The organism is Ruegeria sp. N11, assembly GCF_056531525.1.
Map to the genome: position 1 here is coordinate 206838 of NZ_JBQFLX010000004.1, position 20177 is coordinate 227014.

Consider the following 20177-nt stretch of genomic DNA (forward strand, 5'->3'; position numbering starts at 1 on the left):
CCTTTCGTGCCCCCAAAGTCTGATACGGGGTAGGGCGGCGGTCAAGACGGCCATCGGGCGAAGGACTGAATTCACCGTGCGGCGCTGGTGAATTCAGCCAATTGCTTATTCCTGTTCGGCCAGGAAACGCTCGGCGTCCAGGGCAGCCATGCAGCCCATACCGGCGCTGGTGACGGCCTGGCGATAGATATGGTCCGTCAGGTCACCCGCAGCGAAAACACCGGGAACCGAGGTTTCACTGGACCCCGGCTTGGTCACGACATAGCCACCCATATGGGTTTCCAGCGTTTCCTTGACCAGTTCGTTGGCCGGAGCGTGGCCGATGGCCACGAATACGCCCTTGCATGGAATTTCTGTGATCTCGCCAGTTTTCACGTTCTTCACGCGCACGCCTTCCACGCCCAGCGGAGCATCGGTTCCGATCACCTCGTCCAGTTCATGGAACCACAGCGCCTCGATCTTTTCGTTTTTGAACAGGCGATCCTGCAGGATCTTTTCTGCCCGCAATTCATTCCGGCGGTGAATCAGCGTGACCTTGCTGGCAAAATTGGTCAGGAACAGCGCCTCTTCGACGGCGGTATTGCCGCCACCGATCACCACGATTTCCTGTCCACGATAGAAGAACCCGTCGCAGGTGGCGCAGGCAGACACGCCAAAGCCCTTGAACTTGTCTTCCGAGGGCAGGCCAAGCCATTTGGCGCGGGCGCCAGTGGCAAGAATGACCGCGTCTGCCGTATAAACCGTGCCGCTGTCACCCTTCGCGGTGAACGGGCGCTTACTGATATCCAGATCGCTGATGATGTCTCCGATGATCTCGCAGCCCATCGCCGCTGCGTGTTCCTGCATCTTGATCATCAGGTCGGGGCCCTGCACCTCGGTAAAACCGGGGTAGTTCTCGACATCGGTTGTGGTGGTCAGCTGGCCGCCGGGCTCAATCCCCTGTACCAGGATCGGCTCCAGCATTGCGCGGCTCGCATAAACGCCTGCCGTGTATCCGGCCGGTCCCGACCCGATGATCAGAACCTTGGTGTGTTTTGTGTCGGCCATGGTACCCCCAACTCGATCTGCCTGATGTGGGCGCTCGGCCCGTTGAGGATGGATATAGCGACCGCTTGATCGGGCTTAAAGCCCTTTCCTGACGGTTCCTGTACGGCAGGCGGGGCAGGCGTTGTCGATGAAATTTGCATTACAAATAAACAATATTGCGCGGCGGTGAAATAATATTGCGCATTAGCCGGGCGCTGATATAACAACTGAAAATTCAGGAGCATTCCATGGTCGCTACACGGCTGGATGAGATTGACCGCAAAATTCTGGCGGAATTGCAGGCAGACGGTCGCATGACCAATGTAGAACTGGCCAAACGCGTGGGAATATCAGCCCCACCGTGTCTGCGCCGGGTGCGCACGCTCGAGGAATCAGGCCTGATCCACGGCTACCACGCCGACGTCAACGCCCGCGAACTTGGGTTCGAAGTGCAGGTCTTTGCCATGGTCGGCCTCGAAAGCCAGGCCGAATCCGAACTCAGCGCGTTCGAAAATCGGTGCCGGGAATGGCCACTGGTCCGCGAATGCCACATGCTGAACGGCGAAGTCGATTTCATCCTGAAATGCGTTGCGCCAGATCTCAGCAGCTTTCAGCAGTTTCTGACAGGCGACTTGCTGACCACGCCGAACGTGGCCAGCGTCAAGACGTCGCTTGTCATCCGCGGCGCAAAAGACGAGCCCGGCGTGCCCTTCGACGTTCTGGAAGAACGAATGAACCGGACGGCGTAACCCCCGCGCGTTTTGGATGTGCCGTAACCGGCGGCAGCATTGCGGCGACCGCCAAAGATAAGATCCAACTGAGTATTAGCTGCATTATGCCCCCACTATGCAGTAATCGTTAACATTTCACGCTGATATCGCGTCCACCTCTCCATCTCCGGCGCGCGGCATCAGCAGCGGGCCAAAATCGTTGAGCGACTCGATATGAGCAAACAGGTTCAAATAGATCGACCGCAAAGAGTGGCTGATCATCCGAACAGCATTAACACCTGGATGATAAGACTCAAAAGATAACCCATCAACACTTATCACCGAATGCCGTTTGAGGCAGATATGAAACAGTTCGACCGGAGTGGGCGGCAATGTTTCGATAACGCCCATTCCGTCCTGGAACTCCCGAACCGGTGCCAGAATCGGCGCGCCGCCATGCAGGTGGCGCAAATGGGCCGGGCAGCCCAGCAGCCGGGCCGCTGGTCCGGCGATGACACCGGACATCGGTTTCTGCATTCCGAACGTGTCGGCCATGATCCGGGTCAATGGCCGCGTCCGGCCGCGAGAATCTTCGCGTCCTGGAATCAGCGTGACGGATCCTTTCCACAGCACGGTTTCCGAGGTGCCATCCTGTGTCAGGACCGTATCCCCCGGCATCAGATCTTCGATTGCAATCGGTCCGTGTTCGGTATCGACCAGCGAACCGCGCGTGAAGGCGCAGAACGCATCCTCGAACATGGGCAGCGCCGGTGCGATATGGCGGGTTTGCGAAACTTCACCGTTTTTCAGCAACGTGCTCACCTCGTAGCGCCGCAGCTGCGCCTTTGCCTTTACTGGCGGTTGTTGGGCTTCGCGCAGCATCGCCGACGTTTCGACGGCATTTCTGGCGGCGCGTGCCAATGAATTTGGAATAGTCATATTTATTCCGTCCCCTCTATATACCGGTCATGCAGGCCGAACCCTAGGGCAGACCCACCAGATCGGTGTTGTTCTTTGTCTTGAATGAAACGAGAGACCACAGGACGGCAGTCGGAATTCCCGCGCGTCGCGACGCAATATCGCATAACTTTGGTCAACACATTGACCCCCCAGACAAACTCACACAAACGCAAACTGAAATTGTTCACGCACACACGCCCCGTATCAGCGCCACGCAGTATGGTCGTGGCAGCTCGTGCATCGGGCCGGAGCACCCTCCCGTTGCACGTATTAGCCCTTGGAACCGGCAGCATGGTTCCGCGGGCCTTCATGATCAGCGCCGCGCCGTCAGACGGCGTGCAACTCTGACAGATCTGCTGGAAACTCGCTTCCATGGCATGTCAGGGTTTTGATCCCTGATCGCCGCGAAAACAGCGCATAGAAAGCGTGATCTCGTCTTCATAACTTTGTCCTGCTCAATTATTGGGGCTTAGGCCCGTTTTCCCTTGTGTGAACCATTTGTGACGCTGATTTGCGGCACCGATAAGGCTGATCCGGGATCAATTGAGGACAAATTGAAGGTAAGCGGCTCCCTTTTGTTAACATTGCCGCGCCAATCAAAGGTCAAAACGTATAACTGTTTGACAGCGGACAATAATTTCCGTTCGATTCTGATTAGAATAAACACCACAAATGTGGCGGAAAAGCGGCAAAATTGCCTTAATCTTGCCTAAAACTACAATCTGATCGCGGAGATCAGGCGCCCGTAGTCCGCCTCTTTGGCGTGTGTCGACCGGCGGTAGGAATAGAACCTTTCGGGGTCGGAATAGGTGCAATGCCGTGTCCATTCCGCCTGCCCGATACCCGCCGCCCGCAGCCGGTGCAGGCCAAAGGCGGGCAGATCGAAATGAAGCCGATCGCCTTGCCCATTTGCGAAAAACCGCATGTTATCGGGCGAGTCCGCGGCAAAGTCATCCAAAAACTCCGGCCCGACCTCATATGCGCGTTGCGAGATCGTGGGGCCGATCACCGCAATGGTGTCTTCGCGGCGCGCGCCCAGGGCCACCATGGCCTCCAACGTGGCTTCCAGCACACCATCCAGGGCACCGCGCCACCCGGCATGTGCGGCCCCGATCACATTTGCGTTTGGATCAGCAAACAGCACTGGCTGGCAGTCGGCCGTCAGGATCGTCAGGGCCAGCCCGGGCGTTGCGGTCACAACCGCGTCCGCCTTTGGCTTCTCTCCGGTAATCGGGGCATCGACCGTCAGGACGGTCGGGGAATGCACCTGATGCACACCGATCAGCGCGTCGGGGGCAACTGCCATCGCATCGGCCACCCGGCTGCGGTTCACGGTTACAACGTCGGTCTGGTCAGACGACCCGTACCCGCAGTTCAGCCCCGAGAAGATTCCGGATGACGCCCCGCCGCGGCGGCTGAAAAACCCATGTCGGACAGGGGACAGAAGATCAGATGTCAGAATCTCGAGCGTCATGGTTCCAGTCCCGGTGGTGGAGAAGCGTTTGCCGGATAGAGGCCCAGCACTTTGAACAGGTTTCCCATTTCCTCGGGATGCGTCAACCGGCGATGTGCCGAGACCAGCGAATCCAGTGCCGGACCGGTTAACGATTGAGCTAGTCTTTGCGCGCGTGCCGTTATCCCCAGCCGCTCAAGGAAAACGCCCTGTGGGGTCAGGCGCGTGTGGGCACAGCCCGCTGTCCGGCTGGCCGCTGCAAGGGGTTCGAAATCAACATGGGCCGTCAGGTCGGCCTGGCCCGGATCCGTCAGCACGTCTGACCGCTGATGCCCGCGCAGTGCCTGCAACGTGTCGCCCAGCGATCGCCAGTCGCCGTAATCCACGATCAGGCCAACTCCTCCATACGCCGCTATGCGACCGGCAGTTTCGGTGAGATAAGGCGCCGCAGCTGCGCAAAGCTCGACCAAATCGCCATCCATTGTATCCTCAAGCCGGTCTTGCAGGGCAATTTGCGACCCCAATGGCCCCAGACCAAAATGCAGCGCACCCTGATCCGCGCCGATCAGACGCTCGCGCCAACCCTCGCCGTCACGCAGGAATTGCCGGATGGGCAGGGCATCAAAGAACTCATTAGCTACAAGATAAGTGGGAAGGCTTGGCAATTCATCGATCGCGTCGATCCAAACGGGTGCGTAGTCCTTCAGAGTCTCCGCCTGCATGGCGCGCAGTGTGGGTGATGCCTCCAGCAACAGCACCCGCGCCGCGTCATGAAAGCCGGGAACCTCCCGCGTCGCGCGCAGGATATCGGCCATCAGGGTTCCGCGACCGGGACCGAGTTCAACCAATGCAATCCGCGACGGACTTCCCTGATCCAGCCAGCTTTGCGCCAGGCACAAGCCGAGCATTTCTCCGAACATCTGGCTTATTTCGGGTGCGGTAATGAAATCGCCCTGCACGCCCAGCGGGTCGCGGGTTGTGTAGTATCCCAAATCAGGATGCAGCAGGCATTCGCTCATGTAATCGGCAATGGTCATCGGGCCGTCCTGCCCGATCCGTGCCAGCAGGTGATCGGTCAGGGTCATTGCGCCGCCCGGGCACGCAGGGCAAACCAAAGACCAAGAGCGATCATCGGCAAAGACAACAACTGTCCCATCGTCAGCCCATAGCCGTCCACATGCCACGCAAGACCCAACGGGTTGCCGGGAGAAACAAACTGCGCATCCGGCTGGCGGAAGAACTCGACGATAAAGCGGGATGCGCCGTATCCGGTCAGAAACACGCCCGTAATCAGGCCGGGTTTGCGGAACGCCCCGCGCCGATAGGCCAGCCACAGCAAAAGCGCGCCAAGCAGGATGCCTTCAAGTGCAGCCTCATACAATTGTGAAGGGTGGCGCGCGCACATGCCCGTCACAACGCCGGGGCAGTCCTGCGCGGCCATGCCTGGAAAGATCACAGCCCATGGCGCATCGCTTGGCCGCCCCCAGAGTTCCGCATTGATGAAATTGGCCAGTCGCCCAAGCAACAATCCCGGCGGTACGGTGTGGGCGATCAGATCGGCCAGAGACAGCGCCGGTATATTATGCCGCCTTGCATAAAGATATGCGGCGACAACCACGCCCAGCAATCCGCCGTGAAAGGCCATGCCGCCTTGCCAGACTTTCAGGATATCCAGCGGATGCGACAGGTAGTATCCGGGCTGATAAAACAGCACGAACCCCAGCCGTCCGCCCAGAATGACGCCAAGGATGATCCACGTGACCAGATCCTCCAGCTGTTCCTTGCGCAGAGGCTGCACCTCGCCGGGCCACAGGGCAGGGCGACGCAATGCGGACAGCGCCATCCGCCACGCGATCAGAATGCCGGCGATGTAAGCCAGTGCGTACCATCGCAGCGCGAACTCCATCCCGAACAGCGAGATCGAGAACAATTCGGGCGACAGATCGGGAAATTTCAGAACAGCCTGCATGTGCGTCTCATTGCCCGGGCTTTGCAGGGCAAGTCAACCTTGAGTCCGGCTCATTCTTTACCCATATAGGGACCAACCGCGAAACCGGAGTTAGAGACATGCAAACCCGCAACAAAATCCTGGACGACGTATCCCAGCTGATGACCAACGCGATGGGCGTGGCACAGGGCGCGCGGGAAGAGGCCGAAAACGCGATGAAGTCGATGATCGACCGCTGGCTGGCCGACCGTGATTTCGTCACCCGCGAAGAATTTGATGCCGTCCGTGCCATGGCCCAGAAAGCGCGCGAAGAAAATGCGGCGCTCGAAGCGCGAATTGCAGCGCTTGAGGCGAAACTGGACAAGTAACGTTCCATTTGCGCCGCGTTGACCAAGTTTTCAGGACAAAATTTTCTGCCGCGCAATCCGAATTAACGGGTTGTGCGATGCGGTGTATTTTGACGCGTCGCAGAATTTAATCAAGAAAAAGCTGGGCAAAGTGCCAATATTTTGGATGCCGTTGCAGGCTGTCCACAACTTATTGCTGTTATCCCCAAGAATGGGGGTTGTCAGAATATCAACCACATCGCACCATATTTAGTACAGGCCCAAGGGGGAAGCCCGGCTTGTAGAGCAGGCAACTAGCAATGGGGCGCTGCCAGCCCCGAAATGCTAGAGAAGGAGCGAGGTGGCATTATGGCCCTTTCCGAACAGTTTCTAGAAGAAGACCTTCATCCGATTGATATTGTTGAACATCTGGCCGAACACCACGACTGGGACTTTGACCGCATCGGCGATGACCAGATTGCCATGGCCGTCGAAGGCCAGTGGCGGACCTATTCGATCACGCTGGCCTGGTCCAACTATGACGAAACACTGCGGATGGTCTGTTCGTTTGAAATGGAACCGCCGGCCGAACGGGAAATGCAGCTTTACGAGCTGCTCAACAAGATGAACGATCAGTGCTGGGCTGGGGCCTTTACCTACTGGGCCAACCAGAAACTGATGGTCTACCGCTATGGTCTGGTGCTGGCGGGCGGCCAGATGGCCAGCGCCGAGCAGATCGATACGATGATCAACGCCGCCGTTCTCAGCGCCGAGCGGTATTACCCGGCGATACAACTGGTCACATGGGGCAACCGTACCCCGGAAGAGGCCATTCAGGTCGCCATTGCAGAGGCCTACGGCCGCGCGTAAAGCTTTGCCCTGAATCGTTACGTTACGAGAGGGGCAATCATGGATATGTCACGCGTCGCCGATCAGGGGCTTGTGCTTTTGGGATGTGGCAAGATGGGGTCCGCCATGCTCGCCGGATGGCTTGAGCATGGTCTTCCCGCATCTTCGGTCTGGGTTATCGACCCTTACCCTTCCGACTGGCTCAAGGCGCAGGGCGTGAACATCAACACACCGTTGCCCGAAGCGCCCGCCGTGGTGCTTGTTGCCGTCAAACCGCAGATGATGGGCGACGCGCTGCCCGCGATCAAGGCGCTGGGCGGTGGCACCAGCCTGTTCATCTCTGTTGCAGCCGGAACTTCGCTGGCCACGTTCGAGGACGTTCTGGGGCAGGGTACCCCGATCATCCGCGCCATGCCAAACACGCCCGCCGCGATCCGCCAGGGCATTACCGCGCTGATCGGCAACGCCAACGCCACAGACGCCGATGCGGATCTGGCCGAATCCCTGCTCTCGGCCATCGGACAGACGGTCCGGCTGGAGAATGAGGACCAGATGGATGCCGTAACCGGCCTCAGCGGTTCGGGTCCAGCTTATGTTTTTCACCTGATCGAAGCGCTCGCCAAGGCGGGCGAGGCGCATGGCCTGCCGCACGAACTGGCGATGAAGCTGGCCAAATCCACCGTGGCTGGGGCCGGTGCGCTGGCCATGGCAGCCGAGGAAGACCCCGCACAACTGCGCATCAATGTCACCTCGCCCAACGGGACAACGCAGGCCGCGCTTGAGGTTCTGATGCACGAGGAAACCGGGTTCCCGGATCTTCTGCACCGCGCCGTCGGCGCTGCAACCAACCGGTCAAGGGAGCTGTCGCGTGAGTGAAATTTCCTTCGACGATTTTCTCAAGGTCGATATCCGCGTGGGTCAGGTGGTGCGCGCGGAACCATATCCCGAGGCCCGCAAACCCGCGATCAAGATGTGGATCGACTTCGGCGACGAGATCGGCGAGCGCAAAACCTCGGCTCAGGTCACGGCCCATTACGACCCGGCGGGGCTAGTCGGCAAACAGGTGATGGCCGTGATCAACTTTCCGCCGCGTCAGATTGGACGTTTCATGTCCGAAGTTCTGTTGCTGGGGCTGCCGGACGAAAACGGCGAAATCGTTCTTATCGGCCCTGACGGCAAGGTCCCGCTGGGCGGGCGGATGCACTGATGAAGCTCTGGATCACCCGACCGATGACACCCGCCGTCGAAGCCCGCGCCCGTGCCGAGTTCGACGTCCAGATCAGGTCTGAAACCACGCCGCTTGACCACGCTGAAATGCATCGTGCCTTGACCGAGTTCGATCTGGTGGTTCCGACGTTGGGCGATCAGTTCTCGGCGCAGATCATCGGTGAGGTGCCCGCACCGCGATGCAAGCTGCTGGCCAATTTCGGCGTGGGTTACAACCATATCGACGTGGATGCGGCACGGTCGGCAGGTATCGCCGTTGCCAACACGCCTGGCGCTGTCACGGACGCCACCGCTGACATCGCCATGACCCTTCTGCTGTCCACTGCTCGCCGTGCGGGCGAGGGTGAGCGGCTGGTCCGTTCGGCTGGCTGGCGGGGGTGGCACCCGACCCAGATGCTGGGCCACCACGTGACCGGCAAGCGGGTCGGCATCGTGGGCATGGGCCGTATCGGGCAGGCCATCGCACGGCGCTGTCATTTCGGGTTCGGTATGCAGGTTGCCTATCAGTCCCGCAGCCCAAAGGACGTCGATTTTCCCGCGGACTACATCCCCAAACTGACCGACCTTGCTGCGTCTGTCGATTTCCTGTTGCTTGCCGTCCCCGGCGGCGCGCAAACGAGGCATCTGGTCAACACGCAGGTTCTTGAGGCGATGAAGCCGTCCGGCCTGCTGATCAATATCGCGCGGGGCGAGGTCGTGGACGAGGCGGCCCTGATCGCGGCCCTGCAAGACGGCCGAATCGCGGGCGCGGGTCTGGACGTATACGAATTCGAACCGATCGTCCCTCAGGCCCTTCGTGATATGGAAAACGTGACATTGTTGCCGCATCTGGGCACGGCCACCGAAGAGGTGCGTACCGATATGGGGCAGATGGCGCTGGACAATGTCGCGGCCTTTGTTGCGGGGCGTCCGTTGCTCAACCCGGTTTAGACGCCCACCGCCTGGCGCCAGTGTTTGCGGCACAGCGAAACATAGGTTTCGTTGCCGCCGATCTGCACCTGTGCGCCTTCGGTGATGGCCTGGCCGTTTTCGTCCTGCCGGATCACCATGGTCGCCTTACGTCCGCATCTGCAGATGGTGCGCACCTCGCGCATCTCGTCGGCCAGCGCCAGCAGGGCGGCCGAGCCCGGGAACAGCTTTCCCAGAAAATCGACCCGCAACCCATATGCCAGCACGGGAACATCCAGATCGTCCACCGCGCGGGCCAGTTGCCATACCTGATCCTCGGTCAGAAACTGCGCCTCATCGACGAAGACGCAGGCGATTTTGCCTTTGTTCCGGCGATCTTGGATCATCTGAAAAACGTCGTCTTCCGTTGCGAACACATCCGCTTCGGCGGATATGCCGATGCGAGAGGCGATGCGACCGACGCCGGCCCGTCCGTCCAGCGCGGCGGTCATCAGATAGGTATCCATGCCCCGCTCGCGATAGTTGTGCGACGCCTGCAGCAACACGGTCGATTTGCCCGCGTTCATGGTGGAATAGTTGAAATACAGTTTTGCCATGGGCCGGGTCTAAATCGGGTGAACCAAGTGGGCAAGTCATCAATGGCATTGAGGAAGCGACGTCGCCGTTGCGGTTGCATGGGCCGAGCAGATGCTCTCTGGGGATGGAACCCGCGCGCCCACAACAACGACGCCGTCGGCCAACATATGGCCTAAACAGAGCGGAGCCAAAAATCAGCTCCGCGATCACTCATTACCGGCTTGAAATGCCGCCACTCACTCACAAAATCCCCGCATATCTGAGGGATAGCCAATATATGACATTTCAATTATGAATCGAATATGGGAAATTACCCCACCCTTTCCCCCAAATGCGGTCGGCTGAAGGGTGATTACAGGTAACAAAGGTAAAACAATGGCAGATATCGGGGCCTATCTGAAAAAGCATACCGAAGCACTGGTCAAAGATGTGGGAATCGAATCTGCCTGTAAGATAACGGGCAAGTCCAAAGCGACACTTGGGCGGTACTATTCAGACAACGCCGAACACAGTGACCGGTTCATGCCGGTGGACGCCGTAGCGCGGCTTGAGACGGTGGCAGGCTTTCCCCACGTTACCTCTGCGCTGGCCGATCTCAATAACATCACATTGTCGTATGACGGCCGGAATTCCGACACACCGCGCACCGGTGGCGTGAACTCGGATGTCATCGCCTTAAGTCAGCGTTTTGCGATGCTGATGACCGAATACCAGGCTGCCATCGAAGACGGTATCATCACCGTGAACGAGGCAAAGCGGCTGCTGAGAGAAACCAGCCTGTTGCAGCAGGTGCTGATCGAAATGAAGCTGCATCTGGAAGAAGAAAGCGTCAGCTGAACCGCCGGAACTCGGGTCCGAGATGCGATTTTCGTGAACAGACGCTTGCCCGAATGATTGTGAACTCAGCCTCTCCGCTTCACGATGACAGACCCGACCGAATAGCCGGCCCCGAAGGAACAGATCAGGCCGATCTGGCCATCTTCCAAATCGTCCGAGTATTTCGAGAATGCAATGATCGACCCGGCGGATGAGGTGTTAGCGTAATCTTGCAGGATATTGGGCTGCTCACCCGGATCGGGCACGCGGCCCAGAACCTTTTTGCCGATGAAATCGTTCATGGTCTTGTTGGCCTGATGCAGCCACAGCCGTTTCAGATCGTCATTGCCTAGCCCCTCGGCCTCCATGTGATCGGTGATGTGCTGGCTGACCATTGGCAGCACCTCCTTGAACACCTTGCGCCCGTTCTGCATGAACTGCATGTCGCGCCGATCTTCCATCCCGGCCGGTCGGGCGCGGCGCAAAAAGCCGTTGTTGTTGCGGATGTTGTTGGAAAATGCCGTGGCGCAGCGGGTCGAGAGAATCTCAAAATGGGCGCCCGTGGCATCCTCCTGCCGCTCGATCAGCGTGGCGGTTGCAACATCGCCGAAAATGAAGTGGCAATCGCGGTCGCGCCATTCCAGATGGCCCGAGCAGATCTCGGGGTTGACCACCAGCGCCGCCCGGACAGACCCCGACCGGACCATATCCGCAGCCGCCTGAATCCCGAACGTGGCCGAGGAACAGGCGACATTCATGTCAAACCCGAAGCCCGAGATACCAAGCGCCTGCTGTATCTCGATCGCAATGGCAGGATAAGCGCGCTCGTGGTTCGAGGCAGCGCAGATCACCAGATCAATGTCATCCGCCGTGCGACCGGCCTGCGTCATGGCCTTTTTGCAGGCATCCACCGCCATTTCGGTCATGATCCCCGGCTCATCATCGCCGCGCTGCCGTAGAAGCGGGTGCATCACGTCCGGATCCAGAACGCCGGATTTGTCCATCACATAACGGTTTTCGATCCCTGACGCCTTCAGGATGAACTCTTCCGACGAATGCTGCATCGCCTCCATGCGCCCGTCCGCGATGGCCTGCGCGTTCGCGGCGTTCTGTTTGTCGGCATAGGCGTTGAACGCTTCGACAAGCTCGGCATTGGTGATGACATTTTCGGGTGTGAAAACCCCGGAGCCGGTGATGGCAGGCGTATACATGGTCGGTCCTGATTGGTCTGGATCAGCACAAAATGCCGATGCAAGGCGGGCAGATCAAGGTTGGGTGACCTAAGGGAATGCGCGGGAACACGCCGGGTGATGTAACCTCCGGCGTGATTGCTTTTGCTTACCCGACTATGTGAACAACCTTCCCGAGCCAGAAAAAGCCCCCGGAATGCTCCGAGGGTTTCGAGTAACATTCAAATGGCGCTGAACCGTGTCAGCCCTGCAGCGACCTGACCTCGACATCACCCTCGGCCTGCGCCTTGATCGCCAGAGCGGCAGCATGGCTGGCAGCGGCTGTGGTGAAATACGGGATCTTGTCATAAAGCGCGATCGAGCGGATGGCCTTACTGTCCTCGACCGCCTGCGCGCCTTCGGTGGTGTTCATCAGCAACTGAACCTGACCGTCTTTCAGCATGTCGACCACGTCCGGGCGGCCTTCATAAACCTTGTTGACCACGTCGCAGGGCACGCCCTGTTCAGCCAGCCAGCTTTGCGTGCCCCGGGTCGCGACAAGTGTAAAGCCCTGCGCCACCAGCACCTGCGCCGCTTCAAGCATCGTCCGGCCCTTGTCCGCATCCTTGATCGAGATGAACGCGCGCCCCGAAGACGGCAGGACCATCCCGGCGCCCATCTGCGCCTTCAGGAAGGCGCGCGGGAAGCTGCGGTCCCAGCCCATCACTTCCCCGGTCGAGCGCATTTCGGGGCCTAGGATTGTGTCGACGCCGGGGAAGCGGGCAAAGGGCAGCACCGCCTCTTTAACCGAAAACCACGGCATGTCCGGGTCGGCCAGTGTCATCTGATCGGCGATCTTGGTGTCGTCCACGGTCTTGTAGGCTGGACGCATCGGAAAGTTCGACAGTTTCTCTCCGGCCATCACCCGCGCGGCAATCGAGGCAATCGCACTGTCGGTCGCCTTGGCCACGAAGGGCACGGTGCGCGAGGCGCGCGGGTTGACCTCGATCAGGAAAATCTCGTCGTCCTTGATCGCGAACTGCACGTTCATCAGGCCGACGACGTTCAGCGCCTTGGCCAGTTTGAACGCCTGTTCCTTGATCTGGCCGATGATCTCTTTCGACAACGAATAAGGCGGCAGCGAACAGGCCGAGTCGCCCGAATGCACACCTGCTTCCTCGATATGCTGCATGATGCCGGCCACATGCACGTCAGTGCCGTCGCACAGGGCATCCACGTCCAGTTCGACCGCACCGGCCAGATAGCTGTCCAGCAGAACCGGGCTGTCGCCTGAAACCACCACGGCCTCGTTGATATAGCGTTTCAGCTGATCCATATCGCGCACGATTTCCATCGCGCGGCCACCCAACACGTAGGACGGGCGGATCACCAGCGGGAAACCGATCTTTTCGGCGATCTCAAGCGCCTGTTCGCCGGTCGAGGCGATACCGTTCTTGGGCTGCTTAAGACCCAGATCGTTGACCAGCGCCTGGAACCGTTCGCGGTCTTCGGCCAGATCGATGGCGTCCGGTGTGGTGCCAAGGATCGGGATACCTTCGGCCTCCAGCGCGTTGGCCAGTTTCAGCGGGGTCTGACCGCCGAACTGAACGATGACACCGTGCAGCGTGCCGTTTTCCTGTTCCTTCGTCAGGATTTCCATGACGTGTTCAAAGGTCAGCGGCTCGAAATACAGGCGGTCCGAGGTGTCATAGTCGGTCGAGACCGTCTCGGGGTTGCAGTTGACCATGATGGTCTCATACCCAGCCTCGGTCAGCGCGAAACAGGCGTGACAGCAGCAATAGTCGAATTCGATCCCCTGACCGATCCGGTTCGGGCCACCACCGAGGATGACAACCTTCTTGCGGTCCGACGGACGTGCCTCGCATTCAACCTCACCCATCATCGGGGCTTCGTAGGTCGAGTACATATAGGGCGTCTGCGCTTCGAACTCGGCGGCACAGGTGTCGATGCGTTTGAACACGGCATTCACACCCAGGTTGCGGCGGGCGCGGCGGACGTTTGCTTCGTCGCGGCCAGACAGATTGCCCAGACGCGCATCGGTGAAGCCAAGCATTTTCAGCTTGCGGATGCCGTCCTCGGTTACCGGCAGGCCGTCTTTGCGGACCGTGCGCTCGGCCTCGATGATCTCGCGGATGCGTGCCAGGAACCACGGGTCAAACTTGGTGACGCCGAAAATCTCGTCATCGGTCAGGCCGTGGCGCATGGCCTGCGCGATGGTGCGAAGGCGGTCGGGCGTCTGCTGACTGATCGCCTTGATGACGTGCGCCTTGTCGTCGCCGCTTTCGACCTCGTCCCACAGGCCGATGCTCAACCCCGGAATTTCGATCTCGTCAAATCCGGTCAGGCCCGATTCCATCGACGCCAGCGCCTTCTGCATCGATTCGTGGATCGTGCGGCCGATGGACATCGCCTCACCCACCGACTTCATCGCGGTGGTCAGGTAGGGTTCCGAGCCCGGGAATTTCTCGAAGGCGAATTTCGGGATCTTGGTGACGACATAGTCGATGGTTGGCTCGAACGACGCGGGCGTGACCTTGGTGATGTCGTTGTCCAGTTCGTCCAGTGTATAGCCCACAGCAAGCTTGGCGGCGATCTTGGCAATCGGGAAACCGGTCGCTTTCGAGGCCAGCGCCGAGGAGCGCGACACGCGCGGGTTCATCTCGATCACGACCATGCGGCCATCTTCGGGGTTGATCGCCCACTGCACGTTCGACCCACCTGTTTCGACGCCAATCTCACGCAGAACGGCGATCGAGCCGTTGCGCATGATCTGGTATTCCTTGTCGGTCAGCGTCAGGGCAGGGGCCACGGTGATCGAGTCGCCGGTGTGCACGCCCATCGGGTCCACGTTTTCGATGGAACAGACGATGATGGCGTTGTCGGCGGTGTCGCGCACCACCTCCATCTCGTATTCCTTCCAGCCCAGCAGGCTTTCATCGACGAGGATCTGGTTCACCGGCGAGGCATCCATGCCCGAGCGGCAAAAATGGATATAATCCTCGCGGTTATAAGCAACACCACCGCCGGTTCCGCCCAGTGTAAAGGCGGGGCGGATGATCGCAGGCAGGCCGATTTCTTCCAGCTCATCCAACGCCATTTGTACGCCGGCATCCAGATCGGTGGAGCCGTTCTCGCGCTTGGGTGCGGTCACGATGGTTGCCTTGGGGTTCTCAAGACCCAGCCGGTCCATCGCCTCGCGGAACAGGGCGCGGTCCTCGGCCATTTCGATGGCATTGCGCTTGGCGCCAATCATCTCAACCCCGAACTTCTCGAGCACACCCATCTCTTCCAAAGCCAGCGAGGTGTTCAGACCGGTCTGCCCGCCCATCGTGGGCAGCAGGGCGTCGGGGCGCTCTTTCTCGATGATCTTGGCAACCACCTCGGGCGTGATCGGTTCGATATAGGTGGCATCCGCAAGACCGGGGTCGGTCATGATCGTGGCGGGGTTCGAGTTCACCAGAATGACCCGGTACCCTTCTTCCCGCAGCGCTTTGCAGGCCTGTGCGCCCGAATAGTCGAATTCGCAGGCCTGTCCGATGACAATGGGGCCGGCCCCGATGATCATGATCGACTGGATGTCGGTTCTTCTGGGCATGGCCTGGTTCCTTCGATTGTCCGCGAGTCAGGGCACCCTCCGAGTGCCCAAATTGTCCTGCGTTATAGGGACCGCGCCAAAAGGTTCAAGGGGGATCGGAAACAGGGATGAAATTGCCGCTTTCCCCTCTTTCCCTTACCGCCGTATTCTCTATACCGCGCAGCACGGAAAATTGAGGATGCACGTGCGAATTCGTTTCGATCAGGGGCCAGCCGGACCCGGAACCAGTTTCGACCGGCCAGCCAGAGTGATCCGCGCGGACAGGGCGGAGGACGTGCCCCAGGCGATGGCGGCGCTGGATTCGGCGCGCGCTGACGGTGCATGGCTGGCAGGCTACGCCAGTTACGAGCTTGGCTATGTTTTAGAGCCGCGCCTGAACGACCACCTGCCGGAAGATCGCCGCCTGCCGCTTCTGTGTTTTGGCGTTTATGACGCGCCCACAACGCGTGATCTTCCCCCTGCCACCGGCGGGGTGACCGGTTTTCAGCCACGCTGGGATGAGGCCCGGTATACCCGCGCCTTTCGGCAGGTTCATGACGCGATCGGGGCCGGGGACATTTATCAGGCCAATCTGACCTTTCCGATCGATCTGACGGTCGAAGGCGACAGCGCCGCGCTATACGCGGCCCTTGCTGCAGGCCAGCCTGTCGGCCATGGCGCGTTGATCGAGCAGGATGATCTGCCCGATCTGCTCAGCCGCTCGCCCGAGCTGTTTTTCCGCACCGACGCCGACCGCGGGATCGAAACCCGCCCGATGAAAGGCACTCAGCCGCGCAGCGAGGACATGGCGGAAGACGCCCGCCGCCGCGCATTCCTGTCGACCGACGACAAGAACCGCGCCGAGAACCTGATGATCGTTGATCTGCTGCGCAACGATATCAGCCGCGTCGCCTTGCCCGGATCGGTCCGGGTGCCCGAACTGTTCAAGGTGGAAACCTACGCCACCGTGCATCAGATGGTCTCGCTGGTGCAGGCGCAACTTCATATGGGCGCGGAATTGTCCGATATCCTCACGGCACTTTTTCCCTGTGGCTCCATCACCGGCGCGCCCAAAATCCGCGCGATGGAGATTTTGTCCGACCTCGAACTCTGGCCGCGCGACATTTATTGCGGCACAATCGGCTGGGCAGCGCCGGACGGACGGTCGGAATTCAACGTGGCGATCCGTACCCTGATGGTGGAAAACGGCGCGGCCACGCTGAATGTCGGCGGCGGTGTCGTCTGGGACAGCACCGCCCCGTCCGAATATGAGGAAGCGCTATGGAAAGCCCGCTTTGCCCGCCAGCCGAGACTGACTTCCGCCTGATTGAAACACTGGCCTACCAGCCGGGCCAGGGGATGATCCGGCTGGATCTTCATCTGAACCGGATGCAGCGCACCGCAAACGCCCTGCACCTACCGTTTTCCCCGGACGACGCACAATCGGCGCTGGAGACCATAACGGGCGATACCCCGCTGCGGTGTCGTCTGACGATGGACGTGTCGGGTCGTTTCGAGGTGACCACCGGTGTGTTGGCCGACAATCCTGCGGTCTGGCGGATTGCCGTGGCCGAAACACGGCTGTCTTCGTCGGATATCTGGTTGCGGCACAAGACCACGCAACGCGAAACCTATGACACCGCCCGGGCCTCGTTGCCTGCCGGAACGGATGAGCTGATTTTCCTGAACGAACTGGACGAGCTGTGCGAGGGCACCATAACGAACCTGTTCATCGAAACCTCGCGGGGCCAGCACCTGACACCGGCACTGACCTGCGGTCTTCTGCCGGGCATTCTGCGGCAACAGCTTCTGGAAACAGGAAAAACCACTCAGGCGGTCCTTACCCTGGCCGATCTGCGCAACGCCCGGAACCTCTGGGTCGGCAATTCCCTGCGCGGCCTGATCCCGGCTGAACTGGTGCAGCATTGAGCGCGTTTGGCGAATGGGCCCTTCCGCCGACAACCCGTGTCCGGCTCTGGCTGGAGTTCGGATTGTTCTTCTTCGCGGTCCCGGTCCTGATTGCCGTCCTTTTCCCGCCGAACTGGATGTTTCCGATGCTATTCATCTTCACGGCAATCGGGATCGTTCTGTTGCACAACACGCCCGGCTTTTCATGGGCCGAGCTGCGCTGGAACTGGCGCAACTGGTCCTGGGCCGAACTGTTGGTGTTCATCTTCGCCATGGCCCTGTTCTGCTCGATCCTGGTGTTGTGGACACGGCAGGACGCAGCGTTTTACCTGCTGCTCCACCGGCCCGAGTTTCTGGCCATCATCTGGCTCGGGTATCCGCTGGCCTCGGCCCTGCCTCAGGAGTTGCTTTTCCGGCCCCTGTTCTTCCGCCGCTACCACGTGATCCTGCCGGAGAGCCGAGCGGCCTATCTTCTCAATGCCGCGCTGTTTTCACTAGCGCACCTGATGTATTGGAGCTGGATTGTCGCCCTTATGACCTTCGGCGGCGGGTTGCTGTTCACCTGGGCCTACCGCAAGCGCGGGTCGTTTTTCTACGCGGTGCTGCTGCACGCGATTGCGGGCAATATCATCTTCGCGGCCGGGCTGGGCGTCTATTTCTACTCGGGCAACGTGCAAAGGCCGTTTTGACGGCGCGACCTGCCTTGACTTTCCAAGCCCGACGGGGTGTATCGGCGCGACGAATTCTGCGCCCGAAGGGATATGATCCATGCACGCCTACCGCAGCCACACCTGCGCCGCTCTGACCGCCGCCAATGTCGGTGAAACCGTCCGCCTGTCCGGCTGGGTGCATCGGGTCCGAGATCACGGCGGCGTGCTGTTCATCGATCTGCGCGACCATTTCGGCGTAACCCAGGTGCTGTGCGACGGCGACAGCGCCGCCTTTGCTGCCCTGGAAAAGGTGCGGTCCGAGTGGTGCATCCGCATCGACGGCACTGTCAAGGCGCGTGATGCCGAACTGGTGAACCCGAAATTGCCGACCGGCGAGATCGAGGTGTATGTCCGCGAACTCGAAGTGCTGGGCGCCGCCGAAGAATTGCCGCTGATGGTCTTTGGCGATCAGGAATACCCCGAGGAAACCCGCCTGCGCTATCGCTATCTGGACCTGCGCCGCGAGGCCATGCAGCAGAACATGACCCTGCGCTCGGACGTTGTCGCATCGATGCGCAAGCGTATGTGGGATCAGGGCTTCCGCGAGTATCAGACGCCGATCATCACCGCCTCGTCGCCCGAGGGCGCGCGCGACTTCCTGGTGCCTTCGCGCCTGCATCCGGGCAAGTTCTACGCCCTGCCGCAGGCCCCGCAGCAGTTCAAGCAGCTGATCATGGTGTCGGGCTTCGACAAGTATTTCCAGATCGCGCCGTGCTTTCGCGACGAAGACCCTCGCGCCGACCGCTCGCCTACCGATTTCTACCAGCTCGACCTCGAGATGTCGTTTGTCGAGCAGCAGGATGTGTTCGATACCATCCAACCCGTTCTGACCGGCGTGTTCGAAGAATTCGGCGGTGGTCGCAAGGTCGATCAGGACTGGCCGCAGATTTCCTACAAGGACTCGGCCCTGTGGTACGGCACCGACAAGCCCGACCTGCGCAATCCTATCAAAATGCAAGTGGTCTCCGACCACTTCCGCGGGTCTGGCTTCGCGATTTTCGCGAAGCTGCTCGAGCAGGAAGGCACCGAAATCCGCGCCATCCCTGCGCCGACTGGTGGCAGCCGAAAGTTCTGTGACCGTATGAACGCCTTTGCCCAGAAAGAAGGTCTGCCCGGTATGGGCTACATCTTCTGGCGCGATCAGGGCGAAGGCATGGAGGCCGCTGGCCCGCTGGCCAAGAACATCGGCCCCGAGCGGACCGAGGCGATCCGTCAGCAGTTGGGTCTGGGTGTCGGCGATGCGGCTTTCTTCCTGGGCGGCAAGCCGAAAGCCTTTGAAAAGGTTGCAGGCAAAGCGCGCGACGTGATCGGCGAAGAACTGAATCTGACCGAGAAGGACCGCTTCGCCTTTGCCTGGATCGTGGATTTCCCAATCTACGAGCAGGACGAGGAAACCGGTGCGATCGATTTTGAGCACAACCCGTTCTCGATGCCGCAAGGCGGGATGGAGGCGCTGAACGGCAATCCGCTGGACGTGCGCGGCTATCAGTATGATCTGGCCTGCAACGGGTACGAACTTGTTTCGGGCGCAATCCGGAATCACAAGCCCGAAATCATGCTGAAGGCCTTTGAACTGGCTGGGTATGGCGAGGACGAAGTCAAGTCCCGCTTCGGCGCCTTGTTCAACGCCTTCCACTATGGCGCGCCGCCGCACGGCGGCTGTGCTGCCGGTATCGACCGGATCGTTATGCTGCTGGCGGATGAGGCGAACATCCGCGAAGTCATGATGTTCCCGATGAACCAGCGCGCCGAGGATCTGATGATGGACGCCCCGTCCGATCCGACCTCGGATCAGTTGATGGAACTGGGCTTGCGCCTCATTCCGCAGGAGTGATCCGGTAACGCCCGCCTTGCGCGGGCGGTTGCCCTGACGGGCCGTTTCCGGGATCGCGCCATAGGTTCCGGGCATCGATATGCGCTGACCGGTGATGCAATCCCTTAATCCACACGAACCCGCCTCATTCTGCGCGGGGCGTTAAGGCCTTTCCACTCGGC

At 60.1% G+C, this 20177-nt stretch carries 19 protein-coding genes; 11 read left to right on the plus strand and 8 right to left on the minus strand.

The window, feature by feature from the left end:
* Positions 1-105: 105 nt before the first annotated feature.
* Positions 106-1047 carry a thioredoxin-disulfide reductase gene (gene trxB, locus ACR0J8_RS06065; protein ID WP_480524321.1) on the minus strand — a complete coding sequence of 314 codons (942 nt, stop codon included), beginning with the start codon at positions 1045-1047 and terminating at the stop codon, positions 106-108.
* Between the two features lie 227 nt (positions 1048-1274).
* Here trxB and ACR0J8_RS06070 point away from each other — a divergent pair, with 227 nt between their 5' ends.
* The gene (locus ACR0J8_RS06070; RefSeq protein ID WP_170619551.1) at positions 1275-1775 is read left to right on the plus strand and encodes an Lrp/AsnC family transcriptional regulator; all 501 of its coding nucleotides are present in this window, start codon (positions 1275-1277) and stop codon (positions 1773-1775) included.
* Between the two features lie 117 nt (positions 1776-1892).
* Here ACR0J8_RS06070 and ACR0J8_RS06075 read toward each other — a convergent pair whose 3' ends face one another.
* From ACR0J8_RS06075 to lgt, 4 genes are all read right to left on the minus strand, one after another.
* Positions 1893-2675 carry a Hint domain-containing protein gene (locus ACR0J8_RS06075; protein WP_480524323.1) on the minus strand — a complete coding sequence of 261 codons (783 nt, stop codon included), beginning with the start codon at positions 2673-2675 and terminating at the stop codon, positions 1893-1895.
* A 736-nt stretch (positions 2676-3411) separates the two neighbouring features.
* Positions 3412-4170: a peptidoglycan editing factor PgeF gene (gene pgeF, locus ACR0J8_RS06080; protein ID WP_170807922.1), complete on the minus strand. Its 759-nt coding sequence runs from the start codon at positions 4168-4170 to the stop codon at positions 3412-3414.
* Entirely contained in the window at positions 4167-5234 is a 1068-nt protein-coding gene (locus tag ACR0J8_RS06085; RefSeq protein ID WP_480524326.1) for a class I SAM-dependent methyltransferase, read from the minus strand. Before ACR0J8_RS06085 ends, pgeF begins: the two co-directional genes overlap by 4 nt.
* Positions 5231-6118: a prolipoprotein diacylglyceryl transferase gene (gene lgt, locus ACR0J8_RS06090; RefSeq protein WP_480889171.1), complete on the minus strand. Its 888-nt coding sequence runs from the start codon at positions 6116-6118 to the stop codon at positions 5231-5233. The genes ACR0J8_RS06085 and lgt overlap by 4 nt, the downstream gene beginning before the upstream one ends.
* 98 nt (positions 6119-6216) lie before the next feature.
* Between lgt and ACR0J8_RS06095 the strand changes: the two genes are divergently transcribed.
* The 5 genes from ACR0J8_RS06095 (at position 6217) to ACR0J8_RS06115 (ending at position 9429) form a co-directional block, all read left to right on the plus strand.
* A complete protein-coding gene (locus tag ACR0J8_RS06095) occupies positions 6217-6465 on the plus strand; it encodes an accessory factor UbiK family protein (RefSeq protein WP_050604795.1) in 249 nt (82 codons plus the stop codon).
* A 327-nt stretch (positions 6466-6792) separates the two neighbouring features.
* Positions 6793-7293 (plus strand): type III secretion system chaperone family protein, encoded by a 501-nt coding sequence (locus ACR0J8_RS06100; RefSeq protein WP_170614734.1) that lies wholly within the window; start codon positions 6793-6795, stop codon positions 7291-7293.
* Between the two features lie 39 nt (positions 7294-7332).
* Complete coding sequence (proC, locus tag ACR0J8_RS06105) at positions 7333-8148, plus strand: pyrroline-5-carboxylate reductase (protein WP_480889175.1); 816 nt, start codon at positions 7333-7335, stop codon at positions 8146-8148.
* A complete protein-coding gene (locus ACR0J8_RS06110; RefSeq protein WP_480524331.1) occupies positions 8141-8479 on the plus strand; it encodes a tRNA-binding protein in 339 nt (112 codons plus the stop codon). The genes proC and ACR0J8_RS06110 overlap by 8 nt, the downstream gene beginning before the upstream one ends.
* On the plus strand, positions 8479-9429 hold the full coding sequence (locus ACR0J8_RS06115) for a 2-hydroxyacid dehydrogenase (protein ID WP_480889178.1): 951 nt from the start codon (positions 8479-8481) through the stop codon (positions 9427-9429). Before ACR0J8_RS06110 ends, ACR0J8_RS06115 begins: the two co-directional genes overlap by 1 nt.
* On the opposite strand, the gene ACR0J8_RS06120 is transcribed toward ACR0J8_RS06115, so the two are convergent.
* Positions 9426-10004, minus strand: a complete 579-nt coding sequence (locus tag ACR0J8_RS06120) for a thymidine kinase (RefSeq protein ID WP_170680897.1) — start codon at positions 10002-10004, stop codon at positions 9426-9428. The genes ACR0J8_RS06115 and ACR0J8_RS06120 overlap by 4 nt on opposite strands.
* A gap of 355 nt (positions 10005-10359) precedes the next feature.
* On the opposite strand from ACR0J8_RS06120, the gene ACR0J8_RS06125 reads away from it, so the two are divergent.
* Entirely contained in the window at positions 10360-10821 is a 462-nt protein-coding gene (locus ACR0J8_RS06125; RefSeq protein WP_480524335.1) for a hypothetical protein, read from the plus strand.
* A gap of 65 nt (positions 10822-10886) precedes the next feature.
* Here ACR0J8_RS06125 and ACR0J8_RS06130 read toward each other — a convergent pair whose 3' ends face one another.
* The gene (locus ACR0J8_RS06130) at positions 10887-12011 is read right to left on the minus strand and encodes a beta-ketoacyl-ACP synthase III (protein ID WP_480524337.1); all 1125 of its coding nucleotides are present in this window, start codon (positions 12009-12011) and stop codon (positions 10887-10889) included.
* A 220-nt stretch (positions 12012-12231) separates the two neighbouring features.
* A complete protein-coding gene (carB, locus tag ACR0J8_RS06135; protein WP_480524338.1) occupies positions 12232-15585 on the minus strand; it encodes a carbamoyl-phosphate synthase large subunit in 3354 nt (1117 codons plus the stop codon).
* Between the two features lie 178 nt (positions 15586-15763).
* Between carB and ACR0J8_RS06140 the strand changes: the two genes are divergently transcribed.
* The 4 genes from ACR0J8_RS06140 to aspS all read left to right on the plus strand — a co-directional run bounded on the left by ACR0J8_RS06140 (position 15764) and on the right by aspS (position 20016).
* Positions 15764-16891 carry an aminodeoxychorismate synthase component I gene (locus tag ACR0J8_RS06140; RefSeq protein ID WP_480524340.1) on the plus strand — a complete coding sequence of 376 codons (1128 nt, stop codon included), beginning with the start codon at positions 15764-15766 and terminating at the stop codon, positions 16889-16891.
* Positions 16846-17493, plus strand: coding sequence for an aminotransferase class IV family protein (locus ACR0J8_RS06145; RefSeq protein ID WP_480524342.1), 648 nt, complete (start codon positions 16846-16848; stop codon positions 17491-17493). The genes ACR0J8_RS06140 and ACR0J8_RS06145 overlap by 46 nt, the downstream gene beginning before the upstream one ends.
* Entirely contained in the window at positions 17490-18161 is a 672-nt protein-coding gene (locus ACR0J8_RS06150) for a CPBP family intramembrane glutamic endopeptidase (protein ID WP_480524343.1), read from the plus strand. Before ACR0J8_RS06145 ends, ACR0J8_RS06150 begins: the two co-directional genes overlap by 4 nt.
* A 79-nt stretch (positions 18162-18240) precedes the next feature.
* Positions 18241-20016: an aspartate--tRNA ligase gene (gene aspS, locus ACR0J8_RS06155; protein ID WP_480524345.1), complete on the plus strand. Its 1776-nt coding sequence runs from the start codon at positions 18241-18243 to the stop codon at positions 20014-20016.
* Positions 20017-20177 lie beyond the last annotated feature (161 nt).